Raw genomic sequence first — 13,743 nt, forward strand, 5'->3', positions numbered from 1 at the left:
TCAGCCCGCCAGACGGGTGATAGTCCTGACCGCGGCGGTCGTCACCCTGGCGGCGAAGTCCAGGTCGAGGGTGTCCAGGGTGTCGGTGGGCCGGTGGTAGTCCGGGTTGCGGTACTCGGCCGTGTCGGTCACCAGCAGCGAGCGGCGGCCCGAGGCCCAGTACGGCACGTGGTCGCTGCGCAGCACGACGTCCATCGCCTCGACCGGGATGACGAGGGGGAATGTCGGCAGGTGCGGGGCGGCCGCGGAGGCGAACGCGTCGGCGAGGCCGGCCGAGGCCGGGTCGGCGACCAGCGCGATGAAGTCGCCGACCGTCGGCGGGTCGAGCAGGAACGACGGCGCCGACTGGGTCGGTGACGTGCGGCCGATCATCTCGAAGACGATCGACTCGGTGCCCGGGGTGATCTGCCCGACATGGGCGGTGCTGCCCTGGAAGCCGTCCTCCTCGCCGCCGAAGAGGCAGAAGCGGATCGTGCGGGCCGGCAGGTCCAGGTCGCGCAGCGCGCGGGCGGCCTCCAGGACGCCGGCCACACCGCTGGCGTTGTCGTCCGCGCCGGGGGTGTCCTCGACGGTGTCCCAGTGCGCGCACAGCTCGACCGCGTCGTCGGAGGTGCCGCCCTCGATCTCGGCGACGAGGTTCACGTCGTGCAGCTCACCGCCGTACCGCTCGACCCGTACGACGAGACCGAGGCTGCTGAGCTCGTCGGTGATGTACCGGAGGGCGGCGGGCACGCCGGGCAGGTCGCCGCAGCGCGGCCCGTGGGCGACGAGCGCGGCGACGTGGCCGCGGAGACGATCGGCGGAGATCATGTGCACCAGAATATGGAACAGGACATGGAACAGCCCCCGAGGTTCCCGCGCTGACTGCGCGTGGGCCGGCTGGACTGACACCGGAAAGCCTCGGGGGCTGGGAAACTGCCTCGTATTCGCCGTGCCGCCATCCGAGCGGCCGCACGAAGTGCGAGTCCAGAGGACGGCGGCTAGCGGACAGTCACCTCATGAGTCCCATTGCTACACAACTTTGGACCACCTCCTTTCCCATGTACGACCAACCTAGCCACGAGCTTCGAGCGGCTGCAACGGTTTTTCGGGAGCAAGCAGGTTGTCTTCGGCCTCGAGCCGCTTGATGAGCCGCCGGACGATGATCAGCGGGACGATGCCGAAGACGCCGAATGAGATGTCCAGCACCGTCCACCAGCCCGGGATGCCGCGGACCGGCCCGGCGAACAGGGCCAGCGGCACCACGCCGACGCACGCGATCATGCCGAACTCGATCACCCAGATGTTGCGCACCGGGTCGCGCAGCGGCCCCCAGAAGGCGACCGCGATCACCAGGTGCGCGAAGGCCAGCCAGTCGGTGCCGTACATGATGAACGGATAACGGTCGTTGGTCTCGGTGATGCCCAGGTCGACCCGCGCGATCCAGTCGACGAGCGGGTCGGGCGCGGCGTCGATCCGGTCCAGGACCGACCGCAGCCAGTGCACCTCGTGCTCGAGCGGGAACGCGGTCACTCCGCTGGCGACCAGGCCGATCAGGAACAGCACGAGCCAGATGCGGATCTTCCGCCGCGTGGTCATGGCCGCAGCGTAGGCCCGTCGGCGCGGCTTCGGCGGCCCTCGTCACGAGATCTGCGCAACACGACCACGCCGGCTCCCAGGGGGGTAGGAGCCGGCGCGGCCGAAGGGAGGTCAGTACCCGCCGCCGCTGTCCCCGGTGACGGCCTGGGCCTTCTTCCCCTCGGGCGTGAAGGCGAACCAGGTGCCACCCACGCCCTGGCCTTTGGTCTCGCCGACCTTCGTGTCGCCGGCGAACCGGTACGCGGGCCAGCTGTTGATCGTCAGCTGCAGCGAGCCGTCGGAGCGGGTGACCTTGCCGATGAGCTTCTGGTCGACGCCCTCGATCTTCATGTTCTCCACGTACGGCACGTACGGCCACTTCGCCAGGCAGTCCGCCTCGCAGTTGGACTTCGGCGGCTTCGGGGTGTCCTTCTCGAAGCGGTAGAGGGTCCAGCCCTTCCAGTCGGTCACCACCTTGCCGAGCGTGGCGTCGTCGCGGACCTTGACCCCGGCGACGTTGGCGGCGGCGGACGGCGCGGCGGACGTCTCCGCGGCGGCCGGCGCGTCCGTGCCGGCGGCGGGGGCCTCGGCGCCGGTCGCGGCCTGGTCCTGCTTGGTCAGGTCGATCGAGTCGCAGCCGGTCAGCGACAGGGCGGCCGCGGCGGCCACCGCAAGGGTGAGGACGATCTTTCGCATGTCGGGTCTCCTGGTTCGCAGCGTTGCCCAGTGACACGGGGGCGGCCGCGCCAGGGTTCGGCGTCCGGCGGTCGGCTGGCCGACAGCTACGATCTGGCACGTGAGTGAACCGATCGACCCGGACGTGCTGGAGTTCGCGCACCGCATGTTCGACCTGGCGCGCGCCGGGGCGGCCGACGAGCTCGCCGCAAACGTCGACGCGGGCCTGCCGGTGAACCTGACCAACGACAAGGGTGACACGCTGCTGATGCTGGCCGCGTATCACAATCACCCGCCGGCGGTCGCCGCGCTGCTCGCCCGCGGTGCCGACACCGGCCGGGCCAACGACCGCGGTCAGACGGCCCTCGCCGCCGCCGTGTTCCGCCGGTCCGAGGAGTCGGTGCGGGCCCTGCTGGCCGCCGGCGCCGACCCGGCGGCGGGCGGCCCGTCGGCCCTGGAGACCGCCCGCTTCTTCGACCTGCCCGAGATGCTGACCCTGCTGGAGCAAGCCCGATGAGAGACGTCCAGATCCGCGGCGACATGATCCGGCTGGGGCAGTTCCTGAAGCTCGCCGACGTCCTGGAGACCGGCGGCGAGGGCAAGGACCTGATCGCCTACGGCGAGGTCACCGTCAACGGCGAGGTCGACACGCGCCGCGGCCGCCAGCTGCACCGCGGCGACGTCGTGCACACCCTGGGCGAGTCCTACCGGGTCACCTGAGCAGCGCGTTCGCGAACGCGACGGACCGGGCGGCGAAGTGGCCCTGGCCGCCGTCGTGGCCGTCCCACTCGTAGAGCTGCAGGTCCTTGGTGCCGGGGATCGCGTTGTACGCCGCGAACACCGTCGACGGCGGGCACGTCAGGTCCATCAGGGCCGCCGACACCAGGGCGGGCGCGGTGATCCTGGCGGCGAAGTGCACCCCGTCCACGTAGTCCACTGTGGACAGAGCGAGCGCCGCCCGGGCCGGGTTGAGCCGGCAGAAGGCGGCGAACTCCGCGTAGGGGATGCGGTCGCTGATCGTCACCGCGCGGCGGATGTCGCACAGGAACGGCACGCCGGCGATGACACCCTCGACGTCGGTCAGGCCGGCCGCCGCGAGGGCCAGCCCGCCGCCCTGGCTGATGCCGCTGACCAGCACGCCGGACGCGAACGGCAGCGCCCGGGCGGTCTCGACGGCGCGCACCGCGTCGGTGATCAGGCGGCGGTAGTAGTACGTGTCACGGTCCAGGACGCCGCGGGTGAGGAAGCCCGGCGACTGCGGCCCGCCCGAGCCGTCCGGGTCGGGCGTGTCGCCGGCCCGCCACCCGCCGCCCTGCCCGCGGGTGTCCATCACCAGGTGGGCGTAGCCGGCCGCCGACCAGAGCAGCCAGTCGTGCGGGTAGCCGCGGCCGCCGCCGTACCCCACGAACTCCACCATCACCGGGAGCGGCCCCGTCACCCCGGCGGGCCGGCTCAGCCACGCCTTGACCGGCTGGCCGCCGAAACCCGTGAACGTCACATCGGTCGTCTCGACGGCGCGCAGACCGGTGTCGGCGGGGGTGAGCACCGCGGGCGCGGCGAGGTCACGCGCCTCGGCGAGGGTCGCGGTCCAGAACTCGTCGAAATCGGCGGGTTCGGGTGTCGCCGAGCGGTATTGCCGCAGCTCGGCGAGGGGCAGGTCGAAGAGCGCCATGCCGGCGACCCTATTACCAGGAACTTCCCAGCGCGATTACGGGTGCGACTCAGGTCCGCCCCGCATATTTGTTCATGTGACCGGCGCCGGAAAAACCGGAAGCCTCCCTGGATGGTCCATCCGGCGCGGTCACGCCAAACGTTTCACGACATGTTGCTGCGGCTGGGGGTGCTCAGCGGGGAGCAACGCCAAACGTTCCACATCATCTTGCCGCGGCTGGGGTGGTCAGCGGGGGGCAACGGTGATGCGATCGAGGTCGGGACACCATCTGCCGGTGGTGTTTCCGGCCTCGATCGCGTTCTGGCCCGCTTCGAGGCGCACGGTCAGCGTGACGGTCGCGACCCGGTCCCACCCGCCGCTGGCGGGGAACCTGACCTGCTGCCAGCCGCCGCGCCCGGCCCGCAGCCAGCACGAGCGGTCCTCGGTGGACAGGTAGGCGACGGTGACGGTGGCCTCGCCGGAGCGTTGCGCGGTGACCCCGGTGAACTCCAGGACCCGGTTGTTGCCGACGCCGGTGACGGCCCGCCCGCCGGACGCCGAGGAGACCTCACGCACCGTCATCTGACCGGGCCGACGGTTCGCCGCGGCTTCGGCTTCGACGGTTTTCGCTTCGGTACCGGTCGAGCTCGCCGACGCACGCGGCGTGGCCGGACCCGACACCGGGGCAGCGGCGGACGCGGACGGCGGAGCCGTGACACTCGGCGACGTCCTGGGGCTGGGCCGGGCGCTCGTGGACCGCGCCGCGGCGCTCGTCGGCCCGGCGGTGCCGGCGGCCCCGGTCGGCGCGACCGGTCCCAGCTGGTCGGCCGGCGTCCGCGCCTCGGGCCGCTCGCCGGCGCCGCTCGCCATGACCCGCAGCGCGACCGCCACGAGCGCCACCACGACGAGCACCGCGACGAACACGAAGCGTGGCTGGCCGCCGATGCCTGCCCTGCGCCTTCCGGTGTACGCGGACGGGCCCGGCTCGATCATGCCCGGCACGCTAGCGAATTCGGCGTACCAAGGCCATCAGGCGTCGGGAGACCGACCGGCGGCCACCGGTACACACGCGGCGACGGCCTCCTCGATCGACGTCAGGTGCGGCAGCCCGGCCGGCGCGGGATCCCAGCCCGGCCCGGCCGCGGCGAACCGGGTGCCCGGGAACCGGCCGGCGAGGCCGAGCAGCGTCGCCGGGTCGGCGGTGCCCGGCTGCTGCGACCAGACGATCGCGGTGCCGGGCACGGTCCGGTGCACCGCGGCCCGCAACGCGCTCCACGGCACCTCCGCGCCGAGCAGGAACGTGCCGATCCGCCGCTCGAACAGGGCCGCGGCCAGGGCGCGCAGCGGCAGCGAGTGCGCCTCCCGCGGCGCGCACGCCAGCAGGACGTGGTTGGTCCTGATGTCGTCGTGCCGCGGGGCGCTGACCAGGTCGAGACCGTGCGCGACGCCCTGGCTCAAGGCGTGCTCGACGGCGACGTCGCCGGTCACCTGGTGCAGCGCCGGGACGCACACCGCGGTCCAGACCTCCATCACGCCGTGCTCGTCCATCAGCTCCCGGACGGTGCGCGCGACCGTGCCGGTGTCGAACGACCGGGCCGCCTCCAGGAGTTGTCGCATATTGAGTTGTTCGTTGCGAGGGCGGTGTTTGGATGCAACCTCCTCACGCGGACTGCCGCCGCACGAGGGTGGTGGGCAGCACCGGGGACGGCTCCGGGCTGTCGCCGTTCATCAGCGCCAGGAGCTGCCGGGCGGCGGCCGCGCCGATCTCCTCGACGGGCTGCTTGATCGTGGTGAGCGGCGGCTGGGTGAAGGCCGCAAGGGGCAGGTCGTCGAAGCCGATGACCGCGACGTCCTCCGGGACCCGCCGGCCGGCCTGCCGCAGCGCGTGCAGCGCCCCGACGGCCATCAGGTCGGACGCGGCGAACACCGCGTCGAGGGTCGGCCGGTGGTCGAGCAGCCGGGTCATGGCGTGCACGCCGGCGGGGCGGGTGAAGTCCCCGTAGGCGATCGGTCCCGGCTCCAGGCCGGCCCGCTCGAGGCCCTCCCGGAAGCCGGCGAGCCGGTCGACGCCGGCGGAGACGTCCGGCGGGCCGGCGATCGTGACGATGCGCTTGCGGCCCGTACGCGCGAGGTGCTCGACGGCCTGGCGGGCGCCGCCCTTGTTGTCAGCGTCCACGTAGGGCAGCGTGCTGGTCTGCAGCGGCCGGCCGATGAGCGTGACCGGCACGCCGAGCGCGGGCAGCGTCACGACCAGGGGGTGGCTGCTGCGGCAGTAGATCAGCAGGACCCCGTCGATGTGGCCGCTGCTGAGGTACCGCTGCAGCGAAGCCGGTCGTTCCCCGGCGGCGAGCAGCATGGGCATGTCCCGCTCGGCGAACGCCGCACTGGCGCCGGCCAGCACGCGGGAGTAGAACGGATCGGCGAACAGCCGTGCGTTGGGCTCGCAGACGACGGCGGCGACCGAGCGGGGGCGGCGGTCGACGGCGCGGGCGGCGCGCTGCCGGACGTAGCCGAGCCGGTCGACGGCATCTCTGACCTGCTGACGTGCGGTGGGGCTGACTCGGGCGGAGCCGTTGAGCACGCGGGAGGCGGTGGCGGAAGAAACACCGGCAAGCGCGGCGACATGGGCGAGGGTGGGGTGTTCGGCAGCGGCGGTAATCGACATCGCGACCTCCTCGGATAGCAAGGCGTCGATATTGGGAGCGCTTCCATGCCGAGCGTCGTACACGGTTTCCGCACTGTCAACACGAGATTGCCGTCAGGTTTCGCTACCGGGGTTTCCACTGTAAATTTCACCGGCTTTCACGCGGGTGCGTGCTCTGGTGCCCGGTCCGGCGATCTCCTAGCCTGCTTGGCATCAACCCCCTTCAGTCGGGAGAGCCGTCATGCGTGACTGGATCGCCGTCATCATCGCCGTCCTGGGCGTTCTGCTGGTCCTCGCCGGCGCGACCCTGATCATGCTCCGCGCGCTGCCGGCCCGTGCCGCGGCTCCTGCCGCCTCCTCGGACCCCGACCCCGCCGTCGCCACCGCCCCCGTCACCGCGCGGATCGCCGGTGCCTGGAAGGAGCCGACGCCCGCGGACCGGCTGATCTTCTGGGGGATCATCCTGCTGGTGCTCGCGGCCATCGCCGCCGGCGCGATCACGTTCAACCTCGGCGCGGCGGGTGGCGCCACACCGGCTACCCGCTAGGTCTTGTGCCCCCAGCGATTTTGTGTCGGACCGGGAGACTATCCTGCCTCCGAGGTGACGTGTTGATCGCGCGGCGGGCCGTGTTGATCTCGCGCTCGCCTCGCGGAGCTGGCTCGCCAGCGGGTTCAACAGCCTCAGGAGGCCTTTCGTGACCACCGTTGCACCAAAGCCGATCGTCACCAGGCCTTGGCCGGTGCACAAGCCGGTCAAGGGCTCGGCGTTCGCTCGGCTGTTGCGCACGACGGACGCCAAGCAGATCGGTCTGATGTATCTGACCACGTCGTTCGTGTTCTTCATGATCGGCGGGTTCATGGCGCTGCTGATGCGCGCCGAGCTGGCCCGGCCGGGGCTGCAGTTCCTCTCCCCGGAGCAATACAACCAGCTGTTCACGATGCACGGCACGATCATGCTGCTGTTCTTCGCGACGCCGATCGTGTTCGCCTTCGCGAACTACATCACGCCGCTGCAGATCGGCGCCCCCGACGTCTCGTTCCCCCGGCTCAACTCGTTCGCCTACTGGCTCTACGCGTTCGGTGGCTCGATCACCCTGATCGGCTTCATCACGCCGGGCGGCGCCGCGGACTTCGGCTGGTTCGCCTATGCCCCGCTCAACAGCATCATCCACTCGCCCGGCGTCGGCGCCGACCTGTGGATCGTCGGCCTGGTCCTGTCCGGCCTCGGCACCATCCTCGGCGCCGTCAACATGATCACCACGATCCTGACGCTGCGCGCGCCCGGCATGACCATGTTCCGCATGCCGATGTTCACGTGGAACATCCTGGTCACCAGCGTCCTGGTCATCATGGTCTTCCCGATCCTGGCCGCCGCCCTGCTCGCCCTGGAGGCCGACCGCCGCCTCGGCGCCCACGTCTATGACGCGGAGACCGGCGGCGCGATGCTCTGGCAGCACCTGTTCTGGTTCTTCGGCCACCCCGAGGTCTACATCGTGGCGCTGCCGTTCTTCGGCATCATCACGGAGGTCATCCCGGTCTTCAGCCGCAAGCCCGTCTTCGGCTACAAGGGCCTCGTCGGTGCCACCATCGCGATCGGCGCCCTGTCGATGAGCGTGTGGGCCCACCACATGTTCGCGACCGGCCAGGTCCTCATGCCGTTCTTCTCGTTCCTGAGCTTCGTCATCGCCGTCCCGACCGGCATGAAGTTCTTCAACTGGATCGGCACCATGTGGCGAGGCCAGATCACCTTCGAGACACCGATGCTCTTCGCCATCGGCTTCCTGGTGACCTTCCTCTTCGGCGGCCTCTCCGGCGTCCTGCTCGCCAGCCCTCCGATCGACTTCCACGTGTCCGACACGTATTTCGTGGTCGCCCACTTCCACTACGTGCTCTTCGGCACCATCGTCTTCGCCGTCTATTCGGGCATCTACTTCTGGTTCCCGAAGATGACCGGCCGCATGCTCGACGACCGCCTCGGCAAGGTCCACTTCTGGCTCACCACGATCGGTTTCCACACCACCTTCCTGGTGCAGCACTGGCTCGGCACGCAGGGCATGCCCCGCCGCTACGCCGACTACCTCGAGTCCGACGGCTTCACCACCCTCAACACCATCTCGACCATCGGCTCCTTCATCACCGGCCTCTCCACCCTCCCCTTCATCTGGAACGTGTGGAAGTCCTACAAGGCCGGCCGCGTCGTCGAGGTCAACGACCCCTGGGGCCACGGCATGTCCCTGGAGTGGGCCACGTCCTGCCCGCCCCCGCTGCGCAACTTCGACTCGATGCCCCGCATCCGCTCGGAGCGCCCAGCCTTCGACGCCCGCTTCCCGGCCCACGCCCCGGGCCACTCGCTCGACGCCCCACCGCCCGGCGGCGCCCGCCCCCTCAGCCACGAGGCCGACGGCGGCGCCACCTACGAGGAACAGCGCTAACCCCGCACCAGCAGCTCCTCCACACCACAACGCAGAGCGGCCCCGTCCCAACCAGCCTGGCACTCCAGGCCACCGGGACGGGGCCGCTCCCTTTCCTTTTCGCCCTCGGCTCTCCCCCTCTTCGGCCGGCTGCTCTTGCCTCGGCCGGTCCGCTCTTGCTTCAGGGGCCGCTCTGCATCGGCTTGCTGTCCTGCTTCGGCGGGCGGCTCTGCCTCGGGGGGCCGCTCTGCCTTGGCCTGCTGTCCTGCCTCGGCCCGCTGTCCTGCTTCAGCCGGCCACTCTGCCTCGGCCTGCTGTCCTGCCTCGGCCTGCTGTTCTGCCTCGGCCTGCTGTTCTGCCTCGGCGGGTCGCTCTGCGAGGCTCGCTGTTTCTGCCCCGGCGGGCCGGTTCGCCTCCTTTTGCCGTTTTGCGAGTTTCGTGGTCCGCCCCAGTCCGCTGCCCTTCCGAGGCCCGTCATCCCGCAGCAGCTTGTCGATTCGCCGCCTGCCGCCGGGTTGCTGCGACGTCCGGCCCGGCTCGGGACATCCGCTCAACGAGCCTGGCCGGTATCTCCAGTCCGCCCGTTTGCTGGCGTTCCTCGCCGGTCGGTTGTGTCCGCCGCCTCCAACGTGGCGTCGTCGTTCCGCTGCGGGCTGGACTTGCGGGATCGGCGGCGTGATTTCGCTGTGTGCCGTCGGGTTGCCGCGGTGTCCGGCTCGGGTCGGGATGCGCTCAACCGGCGTGGCTGCTGTCTTCAGTCCGCGCGTTTGCCGGCAGTTCTCGCCGGTCGGCTGTGTCCGCCGCCTCCAATGCGGCGTCGTCGTTCCGCTGCGGGCCGGGCTGCGGGATCGGCGGCGTGATTTCGCTGTGTGCCGTCGGGTCGCTGGGGCGTCCGGCTCGGCTCGGGAACGTTCAACTGGCGTGGCCGCTGTCTCTGGCCCGCCGTTGGCTGGTATTCCTCGCTGGTCGGCTGTGTTGGCCGCGTCCGCTGTGGCCTTGACGTTCCGCTGCGTTCTGCTGCGTTCCGTTGGGTTGCCGCGACCGTCGGCCCGGCTCGGGAGCGCTCAACCGACCTGGTTGTTGTCTCCAGCTAGCCCGCCTGCTCCGATTTCGCACCGGTCTGCCACTTCTATCGCCCCCGCTGTCTCTGCCGCGGCCGTCGTGCCCGTCGCGGCCGTTGCGTCCGTCGGCGGCCGTCGTGCCCGCTGCGGCCGTCGTGCCCGCTGCGTCCGCCGTGCCGGCTGCGTCCGCCGTGCCGGCTGCGTCCGCCGCGTCCGCCTCGTCCGCTGCGACCGCCTCGTCCGCCGCGTCCGCTGCGACCGTCGCGACCGCCAGGTCTGCCGTGCCCGCGCGGGTTGCCGACGTTGGGCGGTGTGAACAATGCCGCAGTTGACCCTCGTGCGACTTCAGCGACCAACACCTGTGGTCGGCGGGCCGCCCTGACCGCGCCCCGGAACGCGGTGGCCTGAGTGGGGTGTGGGGCGGCCGGGTTTGTGTCACACCACGTCGGCGAGGCCGAGGCGGACGGGCCCGGTCAGGCGGCCGCGCGCATCGGTGCGAGTGACCGGCCGCGGCACAGTTGGGCGGCGCACCCGATCGGAGCGGACGCCGCCACAGTCGACGACTCGTAACCCCGCCCGCAACGCGTCAGGTCGGTGGGGTGAGGACGCCAGGAATCCGCCGCTCAGCGGCTCCCGGTCTGCCGCCGACTCGGCGGGCCACGTCCGTCGGTTACCGCGTCTTTGTCGGTGGTCAGCGTGCGCGGCCTGTTCCTGCCGGCGGCGTTGTCCAGCAAGCCCGATGACCGGATCCTCCAGGGCGGCAGCAGTCCGCCGGCCGGGTCAGCCCTGAGGCATGAGGGCTTGCCTCGGAACGGTGGCGCTCCTCGCGGTCGGCATCTGTGGCTGCTCGGTAACGATCCGATGCGAGATGCTCCCGGTCCGGAATGGGCAATTCCCACGAACGGGTGAAGGGGGCGGGCGGTCCGCGGGGCGCGTCGAGCCGCCGGGTGTGCCGATGGCTGGGAACGGCAACTCGGCCGTTGCCCCGGGCGGAGTTGTCGGATTCATCCTTTTGGGCGAATGGCGCGGGAGAGCACGGCAGTCCTCCGACCTTCCGTGAAACCGGCGGCAGGGCGCTGTGATCCCTGAGAGTGACTGCGGGTGATTGCAAGAGGGACGCACAGAAAGGGGCCTCAGCGGGCCGCTCCCGGCCTCGATCGACCTCATGGTGGTCCTGGGAGCAAGTGGCTTCGTCAGGCGCGGACCTTGGACGTGCGGGGTCCAAGGTCCGGGTCGTCGCCGGGCCGGTGCGTCAGGCCGGCTGGGTGACGCCGCGCTCGCGGGGCTGGGGGAGCCGGCCGGAGACTGTGCCCGGCGGGATCGGGACCCCGAGGATGTCGCTGACACCGACCACCGCGAACAGCCGCGCGATGAACGGGTTGGGGCGGCGGATGTGCAGCTTGACGCCCATGCTGTGGCAGATGCGCTTGGCGACCACAAGGGTGCCGATGCCGGTGGAGTCGAGGAACGTGACGCCGGCGAGGTCGATGACGAGCGTGTCGATGTTGCCGTCGAGCACTGAACTCACCGCTGTGCGAAGCTCCTGAGCGGTCTCATAGTCGATTTCGCCGCTCAGAGTCAGCAGGGCTTCCCGCTGATCCGAGGGGCGGGTTTCGATCGACAACTTCACGTGACCCTCCTGGTGCTGAGTCGTCCACCATGGACGACCCTTCGAGGTCCCGCAAGCGTAGCGAAGTCTTCCCTGTTTCGCCACGCTCCGTGTAGGTGGTCCTTACGTAGTGACGTGAGAAGTCCTCACATCGGGTGCGGAACCGCTTGCCGGGATGACGGTACACGTCGGTTGTTACACGGCAAGTCCAGTTACGTGCCATCAGCCAGATGGTCAGGTTGACGATACGACTGGTTCACCTACGAGGGTGACCCCGGCCTCGCGCAGCTCAGCAAGGGCGGCGTCGACGGTGGGGCGGGCGACGCCCGCAGTGAGGTCCAGCAGCACGGATGTAACAAATCCGGCCCGCGCGGCATCGATTGCGGTCGCTCGCACGCAGTGGTCGGTCGCGATGCCCACGACGTCGACCGAGGTCACGGAACGGTCCCGGAGCCAGGTGGTCAGATCGACGCCGGACGAGCTTCCCTGGAAGCCGGAGTAGGCCGCCGTGTACTCACCTTTGGTGAACACCGCCTCGACGCGCGACACGTCCAGTGACGGGTGGAGATCGACGCCGCCGGTGCCGACCACGCAGTGCACGGGCCACGTGGTGACGTAGTCCGGCGGGTCGCCGAAGTGCCCGGCGGGGTTGATGTGGTGGTCCTGGGTGGCCACCACGTGGTCCCAGGATCCGTCGGCCACGGCGGCGGAGATGGCGGCCGCGACACCCGCGCCGCCGCCGACGGCGAGAGAGCCGCCCTCGCAGAAGTCGTTCTGGACGTCGACGATGATCAAAGCGCGGGTCATGCGGGTCCCCCAAGCATCTGTACGCGGGTCATACGGAGCCACCGAGCATCTGGACGGGAACCGCCGGGTCACCGGCGGACAGCTTCAGCCCCTCCCAGGGGATGGAGATGAGGCACTGGCGCAGGTGCTCGCGGGAGGCGGCCAGGTCGGGCAGGTCGGGCACGATCGCGCCGGCGCGGACGAAGGCCCGCTGCAGGGACCGGTCGTTGGGCTCCGCCACGGGGCTGCCCATGGACACCACGACCTCCTCGGTGGCGGTGCCGGTCGGCTTGTGCCGGCGGACCGCGGTCTTGCGGCCGCCGACGGTGCCCTTGTTCTCGGAGCGCTTGACCACTGGACGGCCGTCGACCTCGACCAGCTTGTACACCAGGCCGGCCGTCGGGGCGCCGGAGCCGACCACGACGGCGGTGCCCGCGCCGTACGCGTCGACGGGCTCGGCGGCGAGGGCGGCGATCGCATACTCGTCGAGGTCGCCGGAGACGATGATCTGCGTCTCGGTCGCGCCGAGGGAGTCCAGCAGGGCGCGGGAGTGCGCGGCGAGGACGGACAGGTCGCCGGAGTCGATGCGCACGGCGCGCAGGTCCGGGCCGGCGACCTCGATCGCGTTGCGGATGCCCTGAGCGATGTCATACGTGTCGACCAGCAGCGTCGTCTGCTTGCCGAGGGTGGCGACCTGCGAGGCGAACGCGGCCTGCTCGGTGTCGTGCAGGAGGGTGAAGGCGTGCGCGGCGGTGCCGGTCGTCGGAATGCCGTAGCGGCGGCCCGCCTCCAGGTTGGAGGTGTAGGCGAAGCCGGCCAGGTACGCGGCGCGGGCCGCGGCGACGGCCGCCTCCTCGTGGGTGCGGCGGGAGCCCATCTCGATCACGGCGCGGCCACGGGCGGCGGTGACCATCCGGGCGGCCCCGGCGGCGATCGCGCTGTCGTGGTTGAGGACCGACAGGATCAGCGTCTCCAGGACCACGCACTCGGCGAACGTGCCGCTGACGGTGAGGATCGGCGAGCCGGGGAAGAACAGCTCACCCTCGGCGTAGCCGTCGATGTCGCCGCTGAAGCGGTACGCCGAGAGCCACTCGCCCGTCGCGGGGGAGACGATCCCGCGGTCGACCAGGAAGGCGACGTCCTCCGGGGAGAACCGGAAGGACGCCAGGTGCTCGACCAGTCGCCCGGTGCCGGCCACGACGCCGTAGCGGCGGCCGGTGGGCAGGCGGCGGGCGAACACCTCGAAGACGCAGCGGCGTGACGCGGAACCGTCGCGCAGCGCCGCCGACAGCATCGTCAGCTCGTAGTGGTCGGTCAGCAGCGCGCTAGAGGTCACGCCGTCAAGACTA

At 70.9% G+C, this 13,743-nt stretch carries 14 protein-coding genes; 4 read left to right on the forward strand and 10 right to left on the reverse strand.

Features of this window, described 5'->3' with window-relative positions:
- From ACZ6TV_RS35695 to ACZ6TV_RS35705, 3 genes are all read right to left on the reverse strand, one after another.
- On the reverse strand, positions 1-810 hold the full coding sequence (locus tag ACZ6TV_RS35695) for a M20/M25/M40 family metallo-hydrolase (protein WP_465302341.1): 810 nt from the start codon (positions 808-810) through the stop codon (positions 1-3).
- A gap of 243 nt (positions 811-1,053) precedes the next feature.
- Positions 1,054-1,578, reverse strand: a complete 525-nt coding sequence (locus ACZ6TV_RS35700) for a hypothetical protein (protein ID WP_465302343.1) — start codon at positions 1,576-1,578, stop codon at positions 1,054-1,056.
- 111 nt (positions 1,579-1,689) lie between these two features.
- On the reverse strand, positions 1,690-2,253 hold the full coding sequence (locus tag ACZ6TV_RS35705; protein ID WP_465302345.1) for a hypothetical protein: 564 nt from the start codon (positions 2,251-2,253) through the stop codon (positions 1,690-1,692).
- 145 nt (positions 2,254-2,398) lie between these two features.
- Between ACZ6TV_RS35705 and ACZ6TV_RS35710 the strand changes: the two genes are divergently transcribed.
- Positions 2,399-2,749 (forward strand): ankyrin repeat domain-containing protein, encoded by a 351-nt coding sequence (locus ACZ6TV_RS35710; RefSeq protein WP_465302526.1) that lies wholly within the window; start codon positions 2,399-2,401, stop codon positions 2,747-2,749.
- Entirely contained in the window at positions 2,746-2,952 is a 207-nt protein-coding gene (locus tag ACZ6TV_RS35715; protein WP_354776032.1) for an RNA-binding S4 domain-containing protein, read from the forward strand. The genes ACZ6TV_RS35710 and ACZ6TV_RS35715 overlap by 4 nt, the downstream gene beginning before the upstream one ends.
- Here ACZ6TV_RS35715 and ACZ6TV_RS35720 read toward each other — a convergent pair.
- The 4 genes from ACZ6TV_RS35720 to ACZ6TV_RS35735 all read right to left on the reverse strand — a co-directional run bounded on the left by ACZ6TV_RS35720 (position 2,945) and on the right by ACZ6TV_RS35735 (position 6,548).
- Positions 2,945-3,904, reverse strand: coding sequence for an acetylxylan esterase (locus ACZ6TV_RS35720; RefSeq protein ID WP_465302347.1), 960 nt, complete (start codon positions 3,902-3,904; stop codon positions 2,945-2,947). The genes ACZ6TV_RS35715 and ACZ6TV_RS35720 overlap by 8 nt on opposite strands.
- A 225-nt stretch (positions 3,905-4,129) precedes the next feature.
- Positions 4,130-4,876 (reverse strand): hypothetical protein, encoded by a 747-nt coding sequence (locus ACZ6TV_RS35725; protein ID WP_465302349.1) that lies wholly within the window; start codon positions 4,874-4,876, stop codon positions 4,130-4,132.
- 36 nt (positions 4,877-4,912) lie between these two features.
- Positions 4,913-5,500 (reverse strand): transcriptional regulator, encoded by a 588-nt coding sequence (locus tag ACZ6TV_RS35730; protein ID WP_465302351.1) that lies wholly within the window; start codon positions 5,498-5,500, stop codon positions 4,913-4,915.
- Between the two features lie 43 nt (positions 5,501-5,543).
- Positions 5,544-6,548: a LacI family DNA-binding transcriptional regulator gene (locus ACZ6TV_RS35735; protein ID WP_465302353.1), complete on the reverse strand. Its 1,005-nt coding sequence runs from the start codon at positions 6,546-6,548 to the stop codon at positions 5,544-5,546.
- Between the two features lie 220 nt (positions 6,549-6,768).
- On the opposite strand from ACZ6TV_RS35735, the gene ACZ6TV_RS35740 reads away from it, so the two are divergent.
- Together ACZ6TV_RS35740 and ctaD are read left to right on the forward strand one after the other, a co-directional pair.
- Entirely contained in the window at positions 6,769-7,074 is a 306-nt protein-coding gene (locus tag ACZ6TV_RS35740) for a hypothetical protein (protein ID WP_465302355.1), read from the forward strand.
- 148 nt (positions 7,075-7,222) lie between these two features.
- The gene (ctaD, locus tag ACZ6TV_RS35745) at positions 7,223-8,959 is read left to right on the forward strand and encodes an aa3-type cytochrome oxidase subunit I (protein ID WP_465302357.1); all 1,737 of its coding nucleotides are present in this window, start codon (positions 7,223-7,225) and stop codon (positions 8,957-8,959) included.
- Positions 8,960-11,251: 2,292 nt separating this feature from the next.
- Here the strand turns inward: ctaD and ACZ6TV_RS35750 are convergent.
- From ACZ6TV_RS35750 to ACZ6TV_RS35760, 3 genes are all read right to left on the reverse strand, one after another.
- A complete protein-coding gene (locus tag ACZ6TV_RS35750; protein ID WP_465302359.1) occupies positions 11,252-11,713 on the reverse strand; it encodes an STAS domain-containing protein in 462 nt (153 codons plus the stop codon).
- A 129-nt stretch (positions 11,714-11,842) separates the two neighbouring features.
- The gene (locus tag ACZ6TV_RS35755; protein WP_465302361.1) at positions 11,843-12,415 is read right to left on the reverse strand and encodes an isochorismatase family protein; all 573 of its coding nucleotides are present in this window, start codon (positions 12,413-12,415) and stop codon (positions 11,843-11,845) included.
- Between the two features lie 28 nt (positions 12,416-12,443).
- Positions 12,444-13,730 (reverse strand): nicotinate phosphoribosyltransferase, encoded by a 1,287-nt coding sequence (locus ACZ6TV_RS35760; protein WP_465302363.1) that lies wholly within the window; start codon positions 13,728-13,730, stop codon positions 12,444-12,446.
- Positions 13,731-13,743: the final 13 nt, after the last annotated feature.

Source organism: Dactylosporangium sp. NPDC051087 (assembly GCF_055586325.1).

Coding starts and splice junctions, on each gene's coding strand:
- ACZ6TV_RS35695 (WP_465302341.1), bottom strand. CDS start 810: ATGATCTCCGCCGATCGTCTCCGCGGCCACGTCGCCGCGCTCGTCGCC.
- ACZ6TV_RS35715 (WP_354776032.1), top strand. CDS start 2,746: ATGAGAGACGTCCAGATCCGCGGCGACATGATCCGGCTGGGGCAGTTC.
- ACZ6TV_RS35725 (WP_465302349.1), bottom strand. CDS start 4,876: ATGATCGAGCCGGGCCCGTCCGCGTACACCGGAAGGCGCAGGGCAGGC.
- ACZ6TV_RS35700 (WP_465302343.1), bottom strand. CDS start 1,578: ATGACCACGCGGCGGAAGATCCGCATCTGGCTCGTGCTGTTCCTGATC.
- ACZ6TV_RS35710 (WP_465302526.1), top strand. CDS start 2,399: ATGTTCGACCTGGCGCGCGCCGGGGCGGCCGACGAGCTCGCCGCAAAC.
- ACZ6TV_RS35740 (WP_465302355.1), top strand. CDS start 6,769: ATGCGTGACTGGATCGCCGTCATCATCGCCGTCCTGGGCGTTCTGCTG.
- ACZ6TV_RS35735 (WP_465302353.1), bottom strand. CDS start 6,548: ATGTCGATTACCGCCGCTGCCGAACACCCCACCCTCGCCCATGTCGCC.
- ACZ6TV_RS35755 (WP_465302361.1), bottom strand. CDS start 12,415: ATGACCCGCGCTTTGATCATCGTCGACGTCCAGAACGACTTCTGCGAG.
- ACZ6TV_RS35705 (WP_465302345.1), bottom strand. CDS start 2,253: ATGCGAAAGATCGTCCTCACCCTTGCGGTGGCCGCCGCGGCCGCCCTG.
- ACZ6TV_RS35720 (WP_465302347.1), bottom strand. CDS start 3,904: ATGGCGCTCTTCGACCTGCCCCTCGCCGAGCTGCGGCAATACCGCTCG.
- ACZ6TV_RS35730 (WP_465302351.1), bottom strand. CDS start 5,500: ATGCGACAACTCCTGGAGGCGGCCCGGTCGTTCGACACCGGCACGGTC.